The sequence below is a fragment of the Bacillus sp. 2D03 genome (assembly GCF_003946765.1).
Lineage (GTDB): Bacteria > Bacillota > Bacilli > Bacillales > Bacillaceae_G > Bacillus_A > Bacillus_A cereus.
Genome location: NZ_RPSJ01000005.1, coordinates 57,768 through 79,182, shown reverse-complemented (window position 1 = coordinate 79,182; position 21,415 = coordinate 57,768). Strand labels below are relative to the sequence as shown.

Genomic DNA, 21,415 nt, shown 5'->3' with positions numbered 1-21,415 from the left:
AACGTTGCCACAAATGCAGCTTTCTCTTCCAAAAACAATATACCCTACAGTTTCACAACATTAGCTGCTTGTGGTCCACGTGCTCCATCTACAATGTCAAACTCTACTTGTTGCCCTTCTTCTAATGACTTATATCCATCTTGTTGAATAGCAGAAAAATGGACAAATACATCGTCACCATCTTCACGCTCAATAAACCCAAATCCCTTTTCTGCATTGAACCATTTCACTCTTCCTTGCATGTTCATTCCATTCCCTTCACTCTAAAAATCAGGGCATTCGCCCCATATTTTGACTATAACGAATGACAACATATGAAGTCAAAGAAGACTTATCGCCTTTTTATTATCCCTTTCGACACTTCCATATTAACTTCTACAAAGTGTCAAACTAGATACTTCCCTTGCCCCTCTTTCATATAACAAACTTCCGATTTGCCTAACTGTAATCCCTGTCGTATACACGTCATCAACGAGTAAAATATGTTGCCCAGAAAACATCTCTTCTCCCTGAAAATAAAAAGGATTGCTTCCTGACACCCTTTCTTTACGTGTCTTCTTACTTTGCTTTTCTGTTTCCCTTCTTCTTAATGATGGATAAGAAATTTTGACAGGCAAACAAGTTGCTAATAACTCAGCTTGATTAAAACCACGTTCAATTTCCCTTTCCTTACTAAGCGGAACAGCGATAACGGTTGAAACATTGGCAAAATACTTTTGAAATAAACTTCGAAAAGGACGATAAAAAATGTGCACTAACTCTGCATCCCCCCGAAACTTAAACTGTGCTACTATTTCTTTCATCTCATCATCATACATATATAACGAACGGTTTTTAAAAGAACGATACTTCTCCTCTTTCGTCCACCTTATACAATCTATACAAATACCGTCTTCTTGAAATGAGGCAGGAACAAATTCTAAAGGTCGCCCGCACTCCATGCAAATTTCTCCTATAATATAGGAAAGTTTCTGCTCACATCTATCACATATATATTTTCTATGACACTTTACAAAAAAAGTGTACCAACTAATCTTTTCTACAAAACACTCATCACAAAGTAAACAATGCATTAATCGATCAATCCTTGTTCTTTCGCATTTTTATTCATACCTTGAATATGTTTTTTCGCGCGCACCATCGCCTCTGTCTTGCCATAGTGAAAATAAATGACCTCTCCATACGGTGCTTCAAAGCTCCGCCCTGCTCGGCCCGCAATTTGTACGAGCGCACTTTCTGAAAATATTTCTTCTTCCGCCCCTAAAACTGCGACTTGCAAATTTTTCACCGTTACGCCTCGCTCTAAAATTGTCGTTGTAACTAATAATGGGATTTCTCCCTTTCTGAAAGCCGCTACTTTTTCTTTTCTCTCCGGATCTTCTGCATGTACACCTTCAATTCGATTGTTTAATTGTTTTAACAACAAGCTTATTTCTTCTATATATCGCACATGGGGGACGAATAAAAAAATAGGGAATTTTTTATTTAAGTATGTTTGTAACCACTGTAGTAAAACTCGAGGAATTCTTTTATGAATGAGGTTTTTTTTCCAATTCCCGCACCAACAAAATAAAGGAACTGGCAAAGGATGACGATGATATCGTCCAGAAACAATAACACCTTTTTGTTTACCTTGTTTAAGTTTTCGCTTCCATGTTTCATCTGGAGTCGCAGTTAAATAAATACGCGCCGCTTTTTCTTTCATCGCTTGTTTTACCGCGTACTGTAACATTTGATCTGCACAATATGGAAAAGCATCTATCTCATCTACAACCATGACATGAAACGCCCTATAATAACGTAATAATTGATGCGTAGTCGCAACGACTAGTACTGCATCTTTTTCTTTATCCACACTCCCTCCATATAAAGCCGCTACCTGTATATATGGAAATACTTCTTGCAATCTCGGTGCTAATTCCAGAACAACATCCGTTCTCGGCGTTGCGATACAAACTCTTTCTCCTTTTTGAAGCGCTTCGTTAATTCCGTAAAACAACATCTCTGTTTTCCCAGCCCCGCATACAGCCCAAATAAAAAATGATTCTTTTTGCTTAATAGCCTCTATAACTCCTTGCGCCGCCAAATTCTGGCCAGTAGACAACGTCCCGTTCCACTGTAACAAATTTGAATTCTTTTCTCTCTTTCTTTCAGCAATCCCGCGAACAAGTACAGCACATTCACTTACTCTCCCCATCGTTATACACTTCCGGCAATATGTGCACACTTTACTGCACCTTTTACATAAAAACGATGCAAATAGCCGCCGATCTACATTTCCACAGCGTTGGCACATATATTTAGAATTCTTCTTTTTTACACCTTGTACACATACGATCTCTCCCTTCTTTTTCAAATCGTTTAATTCCCTCTGTAAATCTGAAGAAAGTTCTTCTAATAGCAACTGTTTCCCCGATAGCATCAACAATCACCTCCAGCACTACTATAAACCTTTCTCATCATCTCGTAAAAACTTAAAAAAGCCGATAACCTACTTATAAAATAGTAAGCTATCGACTTTATACACATGTTTTATTCTTTTATAAATCCTAGAATCGACCGTATCCTAAGAAATGTTTTTTGTTATACGAACTGTTAATATCACCGTACGCAATTCCTTTATCACTAGCATGGATCATTTGGCCATTACCAACGTAAATACCGATGTGAGATGGACCTGCTTTATAAGTACCTTGGAAGAATACTAAGTCTCCTGGTTGTGGGCTATCTACTTTAGAAACTGAGTTCCAGTAACCCCTAACGTCTTGACGACCTACACCAAAGATGTAAGAAATGAATCCACTACAGTCAAAACCACCGTTTGATGGAGATGCACTTCCCCAAACATATGGCTTACCTAAATATTGCTTAGCTTTACCAATTACGCCAGTATCCGGTGGAGTTGGTGCTGGGTTTTGCTCTGGTGTTTTCTTTTCTGCTTTAGGTGCCTCTTTTTTAGGCTCTTCCTTTTTAGGTTCTTCTTTTTTAGGCTCTTCTTTTTGAGCTTGTCCACCATTGTTTGCTGGTGCAGCTTGCTCTGCAGGTGCTTGTGCTGGTTGAGCTTGCGCAGCTTTAGCAGCTTGCTCTGCTTGTTTTTGAGCAGCAGCTTCTTGTGCAGCTTTTGCTTGTGCTTCTTCTTCGGCAATGCGTTGTAATTGTAATGCTTGTTTCTCAAGCTCTTTCAATTGACCTTCCGTACTTGTCATTGAAGTTACAACTGTATCCATTTTACCGCTTAAATCGTTTACCGCTGTTGCTTTTTTCTCTTTTTCAGCGTCAAGTTCTTTCTTAGCAGTTTCAATTTGAGCTTGTGCTTCTTTTAATTCTTTTTGTTTTTCTTTTACCGTTGCAACATCTTTTTTCACACTAGCTTGGTCTTCTTGTTGTGTTTTCATGATATCTTCATCAGACTCAAGAATTTTAGAAACAGAAGTTAAACGATCAACTAAATCTGCAACGTTTTTAGAGTTTACAAGAACTTCTGTTACAACGTTCGTATTTGGTTGTTCTTGAAGTGCAACTAAACGCTTTCTTAATAACTCTTCACGTTTTGCAATCTTTGTTTGTAATTCTGCAATATCTTTATTTTTCTTTTCAATTAATTGCTCAGTATCAGCAACTTTTTTCATTGTTTCATCAAGCTTTGCAGCATTCTCTTGAACAGATTTATCTAAACCTTGAATTGTTTTGTTTAAGTCATTCATTTGTTTTTGTAATTCATCACGTTCTTGTTGTTGTTTATGTAAAGTGTCATTTTGCGTGTTAATTTGTGATTTCACATCAGAAATTTTATCTTCTGCAAATACATTTGGTGTTAGCCCAGAAAACATTAATCCTGCAACTAATGCACAAGATGCCATTTTTAGCTTTTTCATTTTATTTTTTACACCGCTTTCTTTTTTCTTTTTCCGTATATAACCTATAAAATTTATACCATAATTCGGGATTTTTTTTGCTAATGTTACGTTTTTGTAAAACAAATGTAATATTATATGTAGCTCTAGCGCAAAATGCGTATATTTTTGTATGTATGTGTAGAAATTTATATACTTTTCTCACTTCTATAAACAAAGAAAAAACGTAAGGAATTCCTTACGTTTTATTAAATATACGAATACAGATGAAATGCTACTTCATCCATTTCTCAGCCCAATTTTGGACCTCATCCATAACACTTTCTAACGCTTTTCCCTTGTCAGTTAAGCCATACTCGATTCGAACTGGTACTTCTGGATAGACATTACGAACTACAATGCCCTCGCTTTCCAATTCCTTCAAACGCTCTGACAACATACGATCGCTCATATTTGGGATAATATCTGCGATTTCTCTAAAACGTTTCGACTCTTCAAGCAAAGATTTAATAATTAAGCCAGTCCACTTCTTACTAAGCAGAGTAAAAGCTGACTCAAACTTTGGACATAAACAAGAATTATGCTCCATATGTTTCACCTCTCTTCTATTATAATATAGTTTCTTGTAAAAAGTAAGTTATAAAACTTTCCTCATTATTTTATTTTACGTACATTTTACCATTTCCAAATATTAACTTGTCAACTAAACGTAACATACCCGTAAAAAAACCCTCTTAAAAAGAGAGCTTTTATATCTTTATTACTTCGTATACCATCCAAGACCTAATGCCCCTTCACCTAAGTGCGTACCAATTACAGCTCCAAAATAACCTGTACGAATTGTGACGTGAGGATATTTTGCTTCTAATTCTTTCTTCCATTCATTCGCTTCTTCTTCACGTTGCGCATGAATGATAACTGCTTCCATAGGTACACCTTTACTTGCTTGCTCATCAAAAATTTCAATGATACGTTTTAATGCTTTTTTACGTGTACGAATCTTTTCAAACGGAATAATGATTTTATCTCTAAAATATAAAACTGGCTTCACTTGTAACAGACTGCCGATGAAAGCTTGCGCGCTATTCAATCGACCACCACGCTGTAAATGATGTAAATCATCAACTACAAAATAGGCGTCCATCGTTTTCTTCATTTCATCAAAACGAGCGATAATCTCTTTCGGGTTCTTTCCTTCACTTGCTAACTTTGCACCTTCACGCACATAAAATCCTTGTACTTCACAACTAATTTCAGAGTCATACGTGTATACATCAATACCCTCTACCATCTGTCCAGCTGTCGTTGATGTTTGATATGTACCACTAATTCCACTTGATAGGTGAATACTAATAACTGCATCATAATCTTTAGCTAGTTCTTCATATAGCTCAACAAACTTTCCGATTGCTGGTTGAGAAGTTTTTGGAAGTTCCTCTTGTTCACGTACTTTCACATAAAAATCATCTGCTGAAATTTCAGCTTCTTCTTGATAAGATTCTGTTCCAAACACAACGTTTAATGGAATCATATATATATTGAGTTCATCACGAATTTGCTTCGGTATATATGCCGTACTATCAGTAACAATAGCTATTTTCATTTTCGTACCTGCCTTATAAAAAGTTTTATTTCCTAATTTTACACGAAAACTACAAATGGTGCATCCATACATGAAAATGCCGGTTGAAATTATACCTACCATCTCGACAAATTACAACAAAAAGATAAAATACTCACCAAAAACTTCAGCATATTTAGAAAAAATGTTTGAATATAAAAAGGCTCGCTTTTAAAATGGAAAGTACTAGTCATTTTGATAGATAGGGGCGTACACAAGTGCTATTACAATATTTTACAATCAAAGACTACGGCGAACACGAAATCGTCATTCAAAAATCAAGATTTATTTGTTATATTAGCCGAGCAACGACTGAGGAAGAGGCTCAAGAATTTATACAAAAAATAAAAAAACAACATTGGAATGCAACACATAATTGTTCCGCTTATTTAATTGGCGAACAAGATCATATTCAAAAAGCAAATGATGACGGCGAGCCTAGCGGTACAGCTGGCGTACCAATGCTAGAGGTACTTAAAAAACGTGGACTAAAAGATACCGTTGTTGTCGTAACACGCTATTTTGGTGGCATTAAACTTGGCGCAGGTGGATTAATTCGTGCATATGGAAAGTGTACAAGCGAAGGCATTAATCATGTCGGTGTTGTCCAGCGAAAACTAATGCGTGTGATGCAAACCGAGATTGATTACACATTACTTGGCAAAGTGGAAAATGAATTACGCAATTCAAAATATGCCATTAAAGATATACATTATCTAGAAAATGTCACATTTGATACGTATGTAGAAGAAGACGGCAAACAAGCATTTACAGATTGGATGATTGAATTAACAAACGGGAAATGTACAATTACAGAAGGAGATATGTTGTACTTAGAACAAGATGTTATCTAAGCATAACCCATTTATCCCCTTCAAAGATTAATGTAGTGAATTACTTCCCTACAAATGAACTAACGAACTAAGGAGATTATATATGGAAGAACGTTATTATCATCTCCAAAATAGCAGAATAAAAAAGAAGCGAAGAAGGAAACTTTTCTTCTTCCTTATTTTCGCATTTTTATTTGGCAGTATAGGAGTTTATGTGTTAAATTCTTACTCTTCTCTTATGGGGATGTATAGTGGTTTTACTCGTGAAAAATCGGATTTAAGAAACAAAGATGTAGAAATTACAAAGGAACCTTTTACAATTCTCATTATGGGTATAGAAGATTATGCGACAGATGGTCAAAATGGTCGTACAGACTCATTAATGTTCGCAACAGTCAATCCAAAAACGCAAAAGATTTCACTTATGAGTATTCCTCGTGATTCTCGAGTTAAAATTGTTGGCAAAAATAAGGAAGACAAAATTAACGCTGCCCATGCTTACGGCGGAGAAGAAATGGCAATCAAAACTGTCGAAGGCTTTCTAAAAGTTCCTGTAGACCATTATCTGAAAATTGATTTCCAAGGCTTTAAAGGTATCGTTGATGCTGTTGGCGGCGTTACCGTTGACGTACCCTTCGATTTCTGGGAGCGCTCTGACGTGGATTACTACAAAAAAATTCAATTTAAGCAAGGACAGCAAAACTTAAACGGTGAAGAAGCACTTGCTTACGTCCGTATGCGAAAGCAAGATCCAAATGGCGATTATGGTCGAGCTGCTAGACAAAGACAATTACTGGCCGCTGTTGCTCATAAACTAAACTCCACCTCTACTGTATTTAAAATTAAAGATTTAACAGCTGTCGTTGGAAAATATATAAAAACCGACATTCCTATTTCAGACGGACTTGCTCTTTACAATAAACTTTCTGGATTTGATCCTTCTACAATGCAAACGTTAAAGCTTGAAGGCGAAGACAAAAAGATAGGCGGTATTTATTACTTCCTTCCAGATCCAATCAGTGTAGAAACGGTGCGTAACGAAATTGAAAAAGAATTAGGAGAAAAAGCAAAAAACCCAACTACAAAAAACAACTCAAATCCTGATTCAAATTCAAATTCAAGTTCTAATTCTAACGAACAAACAAAAAAAGAAACAAAACAAAATAAAACACCAACTGATCCGCCACCTTCTACAAATGCTCATGCAGAGTGGATTATGCGTAATCAGCCGTAACAAAAAGGCCCAATCTATGCGATTGGGCCCTTTTTGTTTACTTATTAAAGTGTTGTAAAATTGCTTCTACAATGCGCTCTGATGCACGACCATCACCGTAAGGGTTAGATGCTTTCGCCATCTTATCATGAGCTTCTTTATCTGATAACAACTCATCAGCAAGGCCGAAGATTGTCTCTTCGTCTGTTCCTGCTAATTTCAGCGTACCTGCTTCAATACCTTCAGGGCGCTCTGTTGTATCACGAAGAACAAGAACTGGTACACCAAGTGATGGAGCTTCTTCTTGTACACCACCAGAATCCGTTAACATTAAGTATGAACGAGCTGCAACATTGTGGAAATCAATTACATCTAGCGGCTCAATTAAATGAATACGGTTATGTTCACCTAAAATTTCATTTGCTATTTCACGAACAACAGGGTTCATATGAACAGGGTACACAACTTGTACATCTTCATGTTTGTCAACAAGACGCTTAATTGCACGGAACATATTACGCATCGGTTCACCTAAGTTTTCACGGCGGTGAGCTGTCATAAGTACAAGACGATCATTTCCAAGTTTCTCTAGTACAGGATGACTATATGTTTCTTTTACAGTCGTTTGTAGCGCGTCAATCGCTGTGTTTCCTGTGATGAAAATACGTGACTCATCTTTATTTTCCTTCTGTAAGTTCGTTGCTGATTTTGCTGTCGGTGAGAAATGAAGATCCGCCATTACACCTGTTAATTGACGATTCATCTCTTCTGGGTATGGAGAATACTTATCCCATGTACGAAGGCCCGCCTCAACATGCCCTACTGGAATTTGATTATAAAAAGCAGCTAAACTTGCAATAAATGTTGTTGTTGTATCACCATGTACAAGTACAATATCCGGCTTCGCTTCTTTCATTACTTTATCCAAACCTTCTAAACCACGCGTTGTAACATCAATTAAAGTTTGGCGGTCTTTCATAATATTTAAATCGAAATCTGGCGTAATTCCAAAGATACTTAATACTTGATCTAACATTTGGCGATGTTGTGCTGTTACAGTCACAATCGATTCAATTTTTTCTGGGTGTTTTTGCAACTCTAATACAAGAGGTGCCATTTTAATTGCTTCTGGACGTGTCCCGAAAATTGTCATTACTTTTAAACGTTCAGTCATGTGATTGCCTCTTTTCTTTCACTAATTACAGCTTCTATTATGACATATAAAAATATGCATGAGTACATCCCTTTTTAACGCATAACAGAAACTTTTCTATTACAAATACTTTTTCTTCCCACCGAGTAATAATCTATCTTTTGTTTCTTAACATCTTCATCAGTATAACAATTTCTCCCATCAAATAAAATAGGCTCCCTCATAAGTTGTACGTACTTTTCTAACGGATAAGTTTGAATATCTCCCCATTCTGTTACGATAAAAACCGCACTCGCATCTCTAATCGATTCATCTATACATCTACTATATTGTATAGCATCTCCAAATATATTCTTTACATATTGAATTGCTTTTGGGTCATAAAGAACAATATCTGCACCTATATTAATTAATGCTTCTATTATAATAAGAGATGATGCCTCTCTAATATCATCCGTATTCGGTTTAAAGGATGCGCCAAGAACTGCAATTCGCTTTTTATTCATGTTCATAACTTTTTTCGCTTTTTCAATCAATAGCAGCTGTTGCTTATTATTTACTTCAATAACTGCTTTTAACAAACGAAAATCATGAGCAACATTTCCCGCAATTTGCACCAGCGCTTTCGTATCTTTCGGAAAACACGATCCTCCGTAGCCAATGCCCGCATTTAAAAAAGATGCACCGATTCTCTTATCCATTCCCATCCCTTTGGCAACATCCAATACATTCGCACCTACCTTCTCACATATATTTGAAATTTCATTAATGAAACTAATCTTTGTAGCTAAAAAGGCATTCGACGCGTATTTAATCATCTCTGCACTTTTAATATCTGTAACATACGTTTCTAAACATAATTCACTATACAAACTCTCTACTCTTCTTGCTACTTCTTCACTATCCGCTCCAATTACAATACGATCTCCATGAAAGAAATCATAAATACCTGAACCTTCACGCAAAAACTCTGGATTCGATACGATATGTACTGTATGCCTCCCTTTTAACTTCTCCTCAATCCATCCCTTCATTACATCATTTGTACCTACTGGAACTGTACTTTTCGTAACAACAATAATATCGTTCGTCGCATATAATCCAATATCGTTACAAGCACTCTGAATATACGTTAAATCTGCCGTCCCATCTAATAAAGGTGGTGTTCCAACTGCAATAAATATAAACTCTACATCATCAAATGCCTCTTCTTTATTTGATGTAAAAGTTAAAGCATTATTCTCATATGCATAATTTATTAATTCATGTAATCTGGCCTCATAAATAGGTAAATCCCCTTGTTTTATCCGTTCAATTTTTTCATCATCTATATCAAAACATGTAACTGAATGCCCTAATTTTGCCAATCCTACTCCTGTAATCAATCCAACATATCCAGTACCTACTATCGTAATTTTCATTTCCTTTTCGCACAGGAATTTACAATAGAAAAGATATGAAATATAGAACTCTCCCTGCGCTTCCCCCTCTCATATTAAAAATGAGAAAACCCTTTTCCTTCTTCATTATATGAATTACTTCCCTTACTTTTTTTTAAGTTTTTGTAAAATTAAATGCACTATAAAGTAAAACTTAATCAGTGAGAATCAGACTGCCAGGTCACGCGTGATAAATTCCCACATTTTAACACGAAACTTACTCATTTCTACGTGCAACACTTATAATACTGAAATAAAAGTATTCACTATTGAAGAAAAAGAGGAAATGTTACATTCCAAAGCCCAGTACGATTAACCTTCTTATATGATTCAACATTCTATATACAATTGTCATATATTCTATCCGCTTCCATTAACCGTAAAAAGAAAAAAAGATTGAATTCTAATCTTTTTGTGATACCATATGTTATGAGCCTGTAAATAAACATCATAATTTTCAGATAAATATATTTTCAAAAAAAAATTACGTTAGACTATAAAGGGTGGGGTATTAATGGACTCACAAGTGATTTATGCCATTTTGGCATCATTCATCACTGTACTCGTCGTTACTCCTTTAGTTATTAAATTAGCTTTTAAAATAGGAGCGACAGATAAGCCAAACGCACGTAAAGTGCACCAAAAGATTATGCCACGTCTTGGCGGGTTGGCAATATTTATTGGTGTAGCTGTAGGATTTGTTGTCGGCGGCTTATATGAACAAAGAATGTTATCGATAACGCTAGGTGCGATTATCATTGTAATCATCGGAATTTTAGATGATATGTACGAGTTATCTGCGAGAGTAAAATTCGGTGGACAACTGTTAGTTGCCATTATGATTGTAAAAAGTGGATTATTAGTGCAAGTATTATATATCCCATTCCTTGGGGATACTGAACTTGGATGGCTTGCTTATCCAATTACAGTATTTTGGCTTGTAGGTATTACGAATGCAATCAACTTAATTGACGGCTTAGATGGATTATCTGCTGGGATTTCATCTATCGTACTTGCAACGCTAGCATATATGGCCTTCACTAGCCCATGGGGTACTGGAACAGCTATTATCTTGCCACTTGCATTAATTATATTAGCAAGTACAATTGGATTTTTATTCTACAACTTCCATCCAGCAAAAATTTTCATGGGAGATACAGGAGCACTATTTTTAGGATACTGTATTTCTGTTATATCGTTACTTGGATTATACAAAAGTGTAACGTTATTCAGTTTTATCGTTCCAATTATCATTTTAGGTGTACCTATATTTGATACGATATTTGCAATCATCCGTCGTATCGTAAATAAAAAACCTATTTCAGCACCAGATAAATCGCATTTACATCACCGCTTACTTGCAATGGGATTCTCTCATCGCAAAACGGTACTAATTATATACGCATTCGGTATTTTCTTTAGTGTAAATGCCATTATTTTCACTAGTGCAACGTTATGGTTATCCATTATTCTTCTTTTCGCTTTGATTTTCTTCACAGAAATTATCGCTGAAATAATCGGGCTTGTACATGAACGCTACAAACCAATCATTTCCTTTTATAAAAAAGTGAAAAAACGCGAAGACTAATTGTAGTATAGCCTTTTCAATTATGAAATATTCAAATAGCATCCTCTTTCTTATAAGAGGATGCTATTTTTTATTCTCATTTTATATTTCCAAAATATAGATTGTTTGAGAGTTCCTCTATTGGAGAAAGATATACATAATAAGAAAAGTATCAAGTTTTCTTTTTTACATCTTGATTGTCAAACTGAGGGTGAATGTTATGATCAAGCGAGTATTTCAATGTATTATTTTATTTTTATCGATTACTATGTACGTATCATCTAATACTGAAGCAACAACTGTTATTCCTGCTGAATATCATCCAAATACTGAAACAACTTCTCCTACACAAAAAATTGCGTACTTAACATTTGATGACGGGCCAAACAAATATACTACACAAATTTTAAACATCTTAAAAGAAAAGAACGGAAAAGCAACTTTCTTTGTTATTGGCGGAAAAGTGCCACATTACACAAAAACGATGCAACGATTAATTAAAGAAGGACATTATATCGGGCTCCACAGCATGTCACATGATGTAAAACGCCTTTACACTGGTGACCCTTCCACTTTAATTGCAGAAATGGAGCAAACACAAAGCATTGTCCAGCAAGTTACGAAATTAAATACACATCTCGTTCGCGTTCCATATGGTAGTATGCCTTACTTAAAAAAGAATTACCGTGACGCACTTGTATCGGCCCAGTATAAAATGTGGGATTGGACGATCGATACATACGACTGGAAAAGCTATGACAATCCTTCTGCCATACTCGAAAGAGTACGTAATCAAAGTGATGAACAAGTCGAAGTCATTTTAATGCATGATTCGAGTGTAACCGTACAAATACTGCCAAAAGTAATTGATTATTTACAGTCACAAGGATACAAACTTCTTCCCTATAATCCTTCTTCTCATCTCAAGGTGAATTTTTGGAAAGACACAAGATTGTAACAGCTTTAGTGCCTATGTGCTAAAGCTGTTTTATTTTTCTCTTCCCACCCTTCCCATTTTTGTGTAAAATTTTAAATAGTGATGAAGTTTCGAGGTGAATAGAAATGAAACGAATAGATCTCATTTTTAACGCAATACAAAAAGGCAATTATACAGAAGGTGTAACCGCATCAGAACTCGCTACATTTCTGCAACTAGATCGCGCCAATGTAAGTAGCGATTTAAACAAACTTGTAAAAGATAAACGTTTATTAAAAACAAATACGCGACCTGTTCGTTTTTACATAGAAACGAACACTTCGTTGGAAACGCATTCAAAAGACATAACTTCATTAGATACATTTGCAATTGAAAATACGAGCCTTAAAATTGCAATTGAAAAAGCGAAAGCTTCTATTCTCTATCCTCCACACGGTATGCATACTTTACTGCTAGGAGAAACAGGGGTCGGAAAGTCTATGTTTGCTTCTTTAATGCACGAATATGCAATTGAAGTTGAACAGCTTCCCAAAGATGCACCATTTATCGTCTTTAACTGTGCTGATTACGCAAATAATCCACAGCTACTACTCGGGCAATTATTTGGGATTAAAAAAGGAGCTTATACAGGAGCAAGTGATCAAAAAGGGTTAATTGAAAAAGCACATGAAGGAATTCTTTTCTTAGATGAAGTACATCGCCTGCCTCCAGAGGGACAAGAAATGCTTTTCACCTTTATTGACCGCGGAGTATACCGCCGCCTTGGAGAAACAGAGAACGAACGTAAAGCACAAGTATTAATCATTACTGCAACAACAGAAGAACCAAATTCATTTTTATTAAAAACATTTACAAGACGTATACCAATGACTGTTACGCTGCCACCACTTCGTGAGCGTACACATAAAGAGCGCTTTGCTTTACTACAGCTATTTTTCACAAATGAAGCAATTCGTCTGCGAAAAGACATTCACGTTAGCCCAAATGCAATGCGTGCTTTCGTCTTTTACAATTGTCCCAATAACATTGGTCAATTAAAAACAGATGTTCAAATTGCCTGTGCGAAAGCCTATTCTGATTTGGTCACAAAGAAACGTGATTCTGTCTATGTTTCAAGTACAGATTTACCTTGGTATATGAAAGAAGGGTTGTTCATTGAAAGGAAGAGCCGTCACTTATACCAAATACCAAATGAAACATTTGTATTTACAGGTGAAGAAGGTTGGAGTAATCATAAAACAGAAGATGAAAAACGCTCTTCTATTTACGATTATATTGATTATAAATACGAAGAACTTCAAGCACGTGGTATTGAAGAGGAAGAATTAGAATTACTAATAGAAAATGATGTTCAAAGCTTTTTCGTACAATATTTTAACCAAATATCAAAAAAAACAAGCCATGAAAATGTTTTTAAAATTGTGGATCGTAATATCGTTTCCGTATGTGAAAAAATAGCGGAACTTGCTGAAAAGCATTTATCTAAGACGTTTGATGAAAAAGTATTTCTCGCTTTAAGTTTACATGTACAGACAACTCTACAACGTTTACAAAGCGGAAAACAAATACATCACCCACAATTAAATCAAATTCGTACGAAATATAAAGAAGCTTTTTCCGTAGCTATGCAATGCATTCAACTACTGGAGGAAGAATTACAAATAACAATGCCTATTGATGAAGCTGGCTTTTTAACAATGTTCTTCGTTGTTGATCCAATTCCTGCCTCACAAACAGAAGTAAAAGTATTAATATTAGCACACGGTAATGGCATCGCAACTGAAATGGCAAACGTCGCAAACGAACTTCTCGGCATTGAGGAAGTAACCGGTATTGATATGCCGTTACACGAATCACCGAAAGATTTCTTGGAACGTGTGAAAGTGTATATGAAAACACTACAAAATGTAAATGGGCTTCTCTTACTTGTCGATATGGGGTCACTTGCTTATATCGGTGACATATTAGAAACGGAGTTCAAAATCCCTGTACGTGTTCTCTCGATGACGAGCACACCACACGCACTAGAAGCAGCTCGAAAAGCTCAGCTCGGTTATTCATTAGATGCGCTGTATGAAACAGTAAAAAATTTAACACCATTTTACTTAAACGTACAAGAAGAAAAGAAAAAACCTCTCTCTCCAATGAAATCTGTTATTTTAACAGCTTGCTTAACTGGTGAAGGAAGTGCTTTAGCTATTCAAAAAATGTTAGAGAACTATTTACGATTTGATAAAGACTTAATTGAAATTATTCCGATTAGTATCGTCAATGAAAAAGATTTAACGAAAATGATCGAGAACATAAAAAAAGAGCGTAACATCATTTGTATCGTCACGAATTTCGATGTGCAAGTGCCGTGCTTAACATATCATTTCCAAGACATCGTAAACTACACAGCGATTCAGCCCATTCAAGAATTAATTACGTATGAAGAAACATATGCAAAAATGGCGGATATTCTTGAACAACAAATGCAGCGTAACGATGGAGCATTACTTATCAAAACAATTCGTTACGCATTAAATACAATTCAGGAATTAATTTCCTTACAGCTAACTCCTGATAGCTTAATGGGTGTTATTCTGCATATGAGCTGTATGGTTGACCGTCTTCAAAAAGGAGAAAGCCTTCTTCCTCACCCTGATAAAGAGAAAAGAAGACAAGATGAGTACTGGATGTATATGAAAGTAAAAAAAGCATTGCAACCAATTGAAAACACATTTGAAATACAAATACCTGATGACGAAGTATTTTATGTTATGGACTTCTTTATTAAAAATCAGCCTGTTAAAAATTAATTGAGGCAATATTTAAAAATATCGACCGTAACGTGAGTTATATCAGCGATTATTGAAATATATCGGCGCAACTCAGATTATATCAGCGATTTTCAAAATATATCGGCGTAACTCAGATTATATCAGCGATTTTCAAAATATATCGGCGTAACTCAGATTATATCAGCGATTTTCAAAATATATCGATTTACCGACAATAATTGCTAAAACTAGCACCTTATATAATGAGAAAAGGCTGTTCCAACATATGGACAGCCTTTTCCTCTATTTCTTTACTTTTCTAACTCGCCCTCTTATTTCTCCTCTTTTTTGTGATTTCGTATGGACATTAACATATACATTTGCTTGAATAATTTCTTGAAGTAAATGTACAAATGATTTCCCTTGTAAAGGTCCCTCAAAATCCTCCACATTCACTACACCAGTAATACTTCCCTCGTTCAAGCTAATCCCTTGCTCCAGTGGACCATACAAATATAAAACAACAGGACCAATTTGAGTAGACTTCCCTAAATGAATTTGACACGATGTAACCTTTTCTATATTTTTTAGTATTACTCTGTAATGCAATTTCGTTAAATCATCACTAAAAATAAACTCTGCTACCCCAAAAGCTTCTGTATTTACAGGAGGCACTTCCCTCTTACCTGTTAACCTGGCAAAGAAATGTGTTGTCATAAGGCATTCTCCTTATATAAATTTCCCAGCACTACTTCTACTACTTTATGGTTTAGACATAATCATTTATGACTTTTTCAATTTTAATTACAAAGAAAAGATTCACAAAATCTTTACATTAGATTTGTTCCTTTTGCTTTACCACTTCTTGTATAATGCACATAGCAAAAACATTCTAGGAGGTTATTTTGAAAAAAAACAAACACACCTTTCACACATTATTAGAGATTTTTCTCGTCTCATTTAAATTAGGACTTACTTCATTCGGCGGTCCTGTCGCTCATCTTGGTTATTTCCACCACGAATACGTGCAAAAAAGAAAATGGATGGATGAAAAAAGTTATGGAGACTTAGTAGCACTGTGTCAATTCCTTCCTGGCCCTGCCAGCAGCCAAGTCGGTATGGGTGTTGGATTATTACGGGGCGGGCTTTTAGGAGCTATTATTTCATGGATTGGATTCACTTTACCGTCTGTCCTTGTTTTAGTTTTCTTCGCCTCATTCCTTAATCAGTTCGATCTTGGGAGTGCTGGCTGGATTCATGGACTAAAACTTGTAGCAGTCGCTATTGTCGCTCACGCCATATGGGGAATGGCGCAAAAGTTAACTCCAGATCGCAACCGTGCGACGATTGCGATTGTAACTGCCGCAATCGCCTTATTATGGCCAAGTAGCTGGACGCAAGTGATCCTCATTATAATATGTGGCTTTATCAGCTGGTTTTTATATCGCAACCAACCAATTAGCCAATCTCAACATATAAAAGTACCTATTTCAAAAAAGATAGCAGTTTCTTGTCTCGTCTTATTCTTTGGACTCTTACTACTGCTACCAATATTAAGACCGTTCTCTTATTACATCGCTTTATTTGATAGTTTCTATCGCTCTGGCGCACTTGTATTTGGAGGAGGACACGTCGTGCTGCCCCTTCTTGAAGGTGAGTTCGTACAAAACGGCATGATGACGAAAGAACAGTTCCTAGCTGGATACGGATTAACACAAGCAGTACCAGGACCACTATTTACATTCGCCTCTTATATAGGAGCAGTGTTAAACGGGACGCTTGGGGCAATACTCGCAACAATTGCGATTTTCCTCCCTGCTTTCTTACTCGTTATTGGTGTTTTACCATTTTGGAACAGTGTGAGAAAAATATCATTCATACAAGGCGCACTACTTGGTGTTAACGCCGCTGTTGTCGGTATTTTAATTGCCGCTTTTTACGATCCCATTTGGACGAGTACAGTTATGAATGCTTCAGATTTCGTTTTCGCTTCGCTTCTTTTTTGCTTACTAGCTTTTTGGAAAACACCACCTTGGGTTATCGTTATACTCGGGGCATTTGGCGGATATGCTCTATCCATTTTATAAATAAAAAACGACGGCATGATGTAGCCGTCGTTTTTCTATTAAAACTTCACAAGCTCTATTCCTTCTGGTAATTCGCTCTCTGTTAAAATACGCAATTCCTTCACACGATCCATTACGTAAGAAGAACGCTTCACAAGCTCTGGATCAATATAGGCTGGATGAACCATAATTTCTACCGTTTGTTCACCTTGTACTCTTTCTTTTAACTTCACAAAGTAATCTTCCGTCACACCATCCGCATAAAAGTCACTGTAAAATACATCAGAAAATGGATGCACCGCTCTATCTTCCCCACAACGACGAATTGGAACATTATATTTAGCTGCTAATCTCTCAAGAACATCGTGTAAGATCGGTAATCCGTGTACATGATGATGACTATCTAAATGAGTTGGTGTTAATCCGTAAGATAGGAATTTCTCAATTTGAGCAGTCCACTCTCTCTCAACTTCTTCTGGATTTATATTCCCTTCCCTTACAACACTTTGTTTATGAAACGATCCGTCGCTACCTACAAGTGATGGTACGTCTCCAAGAAGTGGTTCCCCTGCTGTTAATACGAGATGTACGCCTACTCCGAGTAGGTTATACTCTTTCGCTAAGCGTACCGCATGCTCTGTTCCTGGCATATTCATCATCATCGTCGTTGAATTTACAAGTCCATTTATATGCCCATCAATAATGCCGTAATTTGTACCTTCTGTAAGACCGAAATCATCTGCATTTACAATTAACTTAATCATCATAATACCTCCTAATAGAATAAAAAAAGCGGGCTAAATAGCGCCGCTTTTACTTCTCTACCTTTTTAAAGAACTGTGGAAGATATTCTTTATGTGCTTCCAACATTTCATCTAAAATTTGTTTTGCAACTGTATCTGATGGTACAAGTGGATTGATTGTCATAGCAAGCAGCGCCTTATGATAATCCCCTGTAACAGCAGCTTCAATTGTTGTGCGCTCGAATGATTTAATTTGTTGTACTAAACCGCGAACTGGTACTGGAAGGTCTCCAACTGCAATTGGTTTTGGACCTTCTTTCGTAATAATACAGTTCACTTCAACAGCTGAATCATGTGGCAAGCTTGCAATTGTTCCGTTGTTTCGTGTATTAACAGGCTGGATATCACCTTTATTATTGTAAATAGACGTAATTAAGCTACATGCTGCATCACTATAATAAGCTCCGCCACGTTTTTCTAATTGTGGTGGTTTAATATCTAAGTTCGGGTCTTTATATAACTCAAATAAATCATTTTCTAATTGTTTTACTACTTCTGCACGTGTACCTTTTTCAACAGAAGCCTCTTTCTCTTCTTCTAACATTTCACGTGTTTTGTAGTAGTAACGATGGTATGGACATGGAATTGCACGAAGGCCGCGAATAAAGTCTGGTTCCCAGTTAAGCGCTGCGATATTTTCCATCGTAATTTGCTTTTCTGGATCTGTCACAAGCTCTAACACACGATCCATTACACTTACGCCATCTAAGTATACATCTAGTCCGTATACCATATGATTTAAACCTGCGAAATCAACGTGGACACGACTTGCATCTACTTCAAGTAATCTTGCAAGACCCATGCGGATTCCGATTGGAACGTTACATAGACCAACTACTCTTTGAATATTTGTATAACGAAGGACAGCCTCTGTTACCATACCAGCTGGATTTGCAAAGTTAATTAACCATGCATTCGGACAGAGCTCCTCCATATCTTTACAAATATCTAAAATAACAGGAATCGTTCTCAACGCTTTGAATAGACCACCAGGACCATTTGTTTCCTGACCGATTACATCATATTTTAACGGGATTGCTTCATCTTTTGCACGTGCTTCTAATAAACCAACGCGAAGTTGTGTTGTTACGAAGTCAGCATCTTTTAATGCCTCACGGCGATCAAGTGTTAAATGTACCTCGATTGGTAAACCTGATTTTTTCACCATACGTTTTGCTAAGTTACCAACGATTTCTAACTTTTCTTTTCCTGCCTCAATATCTACTAACCAAATTTCACGAACAGGAAGCTCATCATAACGCTTAATAAATCCTTCAATTAACTCTGGTGTATAACTAGATCCACCGCCGATTGTAGCAATTTTAATTCCAGTCATGCTTTATTCCCCTTTCGCTTCAAGCTTTTTATAAAGATCGATAAACTCTGCTGCTAATTCTTTCACTGTAATCGCATTCATTAAATGATCTTGTGCGTGAATTAAAAGAACACTAACCTCTGTTTTTTCTCCTCTTGCTTCTGATTGTATGAGCTCTGTTTGGAAATGATGCGCTTCATTAATCGCTTCTTTCGCCTTTACCATCGCTTCATCTGCTTCTACCATTTTCCCCTGTTTGGCAAATTGAAGTGCCTCCATCGCAAAGCTTCGTGCGTTACCACTATTTAAAATCAATTGGAATGGAATTTGTTCTGCTGTAGTCATCATAATTACCGCCCTCTCTATAAGGTTCAACCGATTTAAATACCCCTTCAGTTTGAACATGTCTATTAAAGTATGAATTTATTAATGATAGTTTAGTGTTCATATAGATGTTTTTCATCTTTTTGAACATGATATAAAGGTAATTGTTCTCACAGGTATCGTTGTCTATGAGAACAATTACTATATTACATAGGTAAAGAATTACTATTACCTTGCGCTGCTGCTTTTTCAGTACGAACAACTGAACGGTCACATAACACAACGAATGGATAATAAATTACCATTGCAATTACAAAGTTGAATAACTGTAGAATTGCACCAGAAATATGTCCACCTGTTACAAGATAACCACTAATAATTGGTGGTGTTGCCCATGGAATCATCACAACTGTTTTTGGTACCCACCCCATAGATATAGCTGTATAAGAAGTAATTACTAATACAATTGGTGTTAGGATAAAAGGTAAGAATAAAATTGGATTTAAAATAATTGGTGTACCAAATATTACTGGTTCGTTAATGTTAAATGCACCAGGTCCAATTGATAAGCGAGATACACCACGTAATTGTGCACTTTTTGCTACGAGTAATACCACTACTAAGAATGCTAATGTCGCACCAGAACCACCAAGGTATACGAAAGTATCAAAGAATGGTTTTGTAATAATATTTGGAACATCAAATGCAGATGTACCACCTTTGAATAAATTCATATTTTTCTCTAATGCCGGTAAGTATAATGGCTCAATAATACCACCAACGATATTAGGCCCATGTAAACCGAAGAACCAAAGAAGATGAACAAGGATTACAATGATAATTGCACTTGGTAATGTCCCTGCTAAACTTTGCAGTGGTGATTGAATCGTATTAAAAATAAATTCATGAACACTTGTACCAGATAATTTCACTGCTAATTGAATACCTGCAACTACTGTTAAGATAACAAATGCTGGAACTATAGCTGCGAAAGATCTTAAAACTGCTGGTGGTACTCCATCAGGCATTTTAAAAGTAATGTTTCTTTGTACAAAGAAACGGAATACTTCAGTAACAAGGAGTGCCACAATAATTGCTACAAATAACCCTTGTGCACCTGTCCAAGCTAAGTTCAATCCGCCTTCTTTCGGTGTTGTTGGTGTAAGAATAATTAACGCACCAAATGAAATAATACCTGCTGACAAACCATCAACGCCGTAAGATTTTGCTAAGTTATAACTTGTTGTAAATGCTATGATTAGTGCTAGAATCGCGAAAGAACCAGTCCACATTCCGCCGCCGACTTGTTTCCACGTTTCACCAAACAAACCTTTCATGAAATCTTGGAAAACTTCAGATGGAAAACCATTAATTAGTGATGCCAGTGCACCAACTAAAATAAGTGGCATAACTGCAATAAATCCGTCACGGATCGCAGCTAAGTGACGTTGCGATCCGATTTTACCAGCGACAGGAACAATATATTTCTCCATAAATGCAATAAACTTTTGCATTTCGCTTCCCCCCT

The 21,415-nt window shown here is 36.3% G+C and carries 19 protein-coding genes; 6 read left to right on the top strand and 13 right to left on the bottom strand.

Annotation, left to right across the window (positions count from 1 at the left end):
- Window positions 1-44: 44 nt before the first annotated feature.
- The 6 genes from cspC to EBQ15_RS13140 form a co-directional block, all read right to left on the bottom strand.
- Window positions 45-242, bottom strand: coding sequence for a cold shock protein CspC (gene cspC, locus EBQ15_RS13165; RefSeq protein ID WP_001990088.1), 198 nt, complete (start codon window positions 240-242; stop codon window positions 45-47).
- 126 nt (window positions 243-368) lie between these two features.
- Window positions 369-1,073 carry a ComF family protein gene (locus EBQ15_RS13160; RefSeq protein ID WP_033683590.1) on the bottom strand — a complete coding sequence of 235 codons (705 nt, stop codon included), beginning with the start codon at window positions 1,071-1,073 and terminating at the stop codon, window positions 369-371.
- A complete protein-coding gene (comFA, locus tag EBQ15_RS13155) occupies window positions 1,073-2,422 on the bottom strand; it encodes an ATP-dependent helicase ComFA (RefSeq protein ID WP_033683588.1) in 1,350 nt (449 codons plus the stop codon). The genes EBQ15_RS13160 and comFA overlap by 1 nt, the downstream gene beginning before the upstream one ends.
- Before the next feature lie 127 nt (window positions 2,423-2,549).
- Window positions 2,550-3,980 carry a C40 family peptidase gene (locus EBQ15_RS13150; protein WP_000499470.1) on the bottom strand — a complete coding sequence of 477 codons (1,431 nt, stop codon included), beginning with the start codon at window positions 3,978-3,980 and terminating at the stop codon, window positions 2,550-2,552.
- A 148-nt stretch (window positions 3,981-4,128) separates the two neighbouring features.
- A complete protein-coding gene (locus EBQ15_RS13145) occupies window positions 4,129-4,443 on the bottom strand; it encodes a winged helix-turn-helix transcriptional regulator (protein WP_000400857.1) in 315 nt (104 codons plus the stop codon).
- A gap of 171 nt (window positions 4,444-4,614) precedes the next feature.
- On the bottom strand, window positions 4,615-5,457 hold the full coding sequence (locus tag EBQ15_RS13140; RefSeq protein WP_000684725.1) for a DegV family protein: 843 nt from the start codon (window positions 5,455-5,457) through the stop codon (window positions 4,615-4,617).
- A 236-nt stretch (window positions 5,458-5,693) separates the two neighbouring features.
- Here EBQ15_RS13140 and EBQ15_RS13135 point away from each other — a divergent pair, with 236 nt between their 5' ends.
- Window positions 5,694-6,329, top strand: a complete 636-nt coding sequence (locus EBQ15_RS13135; protein WP_000926665.1) for a YigZ family protein — start codon at window positions 5,694-5,696, stop codon at window positions 6,327-6,329.
- A gap of 82 nt (window positions 6,330-6,411) precedes the next feature.
- Window positions 6,412-7,542 carry an LCP family protein gene (locus EBQ15_RS13130; RefSeq protein ID WP_000392795.1) on the top strand — a complete coding sequence of 377 codons (1,131 nt, stop codon included), beginning with the start codon at window positions 6,412-6,414 and terminating at the stop codon, window positions 7,540-7,542.
- 37 nt (window positions 7,543-7,579) lie between these two features.
- On the opposite strand, the gene wecB is transcribed toward EBQ15_RS13130, so the two are convergent.
- Both wecB and EBQ15_RS13120 read right to left on the bottom strand, forming a co-directional pair.
- A complete protein-coding gene (gene wecB, locus EBQ15_RS13125; protein WP_000140145.1) occupies window positions 7,580-8,695 on the bottom strand; it encodes a non-hydrolyzing UDP-N-acetylglucosamine 2-epimerase in 1,116 nt (371 codons plus the stop codon).
- A gap of 74 nt (window positions 8,696-8,769) precedes the next feature.
- Entirely contained in the window at window positions 8,770-10,095 is a 1,326-nt protein-coding gene (locus tag EBQ15_RS13120; RefSeq protein WP_000704918.1) for a UDP-glucose dehydrogenase family protein, read from the bottom strand.
- A gap of 532 nt (window positions 10,096-10,627) precedes the next feature.
- Between EBQ15_RS13120 and EBQ15_RS13115 the strand changes: the two genes are divergently transcribed.
- From EBQ15_RS13115 to EBQ15_RS13105, 3 genes are all read left to right on the top strand, one after another.
- Entirely contained in the window at window positions 10,628-11,701 is a 1,074-nt protein-coding gene (locus EBQ15_RS13115) for a glycosyltransferase family 4 protein (protein ID WP_000378319.1), read from the top strand.
- Window positions 11,702-11,900: 199 nt separating this feature from the next.
- Window positions 11,901-12,638 carry a polysaccharide deacetylase family protein gene (locus EBQ15_RS13110; protein WP_000597145.1) on the top strand — a complete coding sequence of 246 codons (738 nt, stop codon included), beginning with the start codon at window positions 11,901-11,903 and terminating at the stop codon, window positions 12,636-12,638.
- A gap of 104 nt (window positions 12,639-12,742) precedes the next feature.
- The gene (locus EBQ15_RS13105; RefSeq protein ID WP_000820962.1) at window positions 12,743-15,418 is read left to right on the top strand and encodes a sigma-54-dependent transcriptional regulator; all 2,676 of its coding nucleotides are present in this window, start codon (window positions 12,743-12,745) and stop codon (window positions 15,416-15,418) included.
- A 264-nt stretch (window positions 15,419-15,682) separates the two neighbouring features.
- Here the strand turns inward: EBQ15_RS13105 and exsM are convergent, their stop codons facing one another.
- The gene (gene exsM, locus EBQ15_RS13100; RefSeq protein WP_000207046.1) at window positions 15,683-16,096 is read right to left on the bottom strand and encodes an exosporium regulatory protein ExsM; all 414 of its coding nucleotides are present in this window, start codon (window positions 16,094-16,096) and stop codon (window positions 15,683-15,685) included.
- A 188-nt stretch (window positions 16,097-16,284) separates the two neighbouring features.
- Here exsM and EBQ15_RS13095 point away from each other — a divergent pair, with 188 nt between their 5' ends.
- Window positions 16,285-17,466 (top strand): chromate transporter, encoded by a 1,182-nt coding sequence (locus EBQ15_RS13095; RefSeq protein ID WP_000739651.1) that lies wholly within the window; start codon window positions 16,285-16,287, stop codon window positions 17,464-17,466.
- Window positions 17,467-17,504: 38 nt separating this feature from the next.
- Here EBQ15_RS13095 and chbG read toward each other — a convergent pair whose 3' ends face one another.
- The 4 genes from chbG to celB form a co-directional block, all read right to left on the bottom strand.
- Window positions 17,505-18,209, bottom strand: a complete 705-nt coding sequence (gene chbG, locus EBQ15_RS13090; RefSeq protein ID WP_000593488.1) for a chitin disaccharide deacetylase — start codon at window positions 18,207-18,209, stop codon at window positions 17,505-17,507.
- 49 nt (window positions 18,210-18,258) lie between these two features.
- Window positions 18,259-19,584 carry a 6-phospho-beta-glucosidase gene (gene celF / locus EBQ15_RS13085; RefSeq protein ID WP_000145763.1) on the bottom strand — a complete coding sequence of 442 codons (1,326 nt, stop codon included), beginning with the start codon at window positions 19,582-19,584 and terminating at the stop codon, window positions 18,259-18,261.
- Window positions 19,585-19,587: 3 nt separating this feature from the next.
- Window positions 19,588-19,911 carry a PTS lactose/cellobiose transporter subunit IIA gene (locus EBQ15_RS13080; protein ID WP_000989059.1) on the bottom strand — a complete coding sequence of 108 codons (324 nt, stop codon included), beginning with the start codon at window positions 19,909-19,911 and terminating at the stop codon, window positions 19,588-19,590.
- A gap of 182 nt (window positions 19,912-20,093) precedes the next feature.
- Window positions 20,094-21,401 carry a PTS cellobiose transporter subunit IIC gene (celB, locus tag EBQ15_RS13075; RefSeq protein ID WP_001168837.1) on the bottom strand — a complete coding sequence of 436 codons (1,308 nt, stop codon included), beginning with the start codon at window positions 21,399-21,401 and terminating at the stop codon, window positions 20,094-20,096.
- Window positions 21,402-21,415 lie beyond the last annotated feature (14 nt).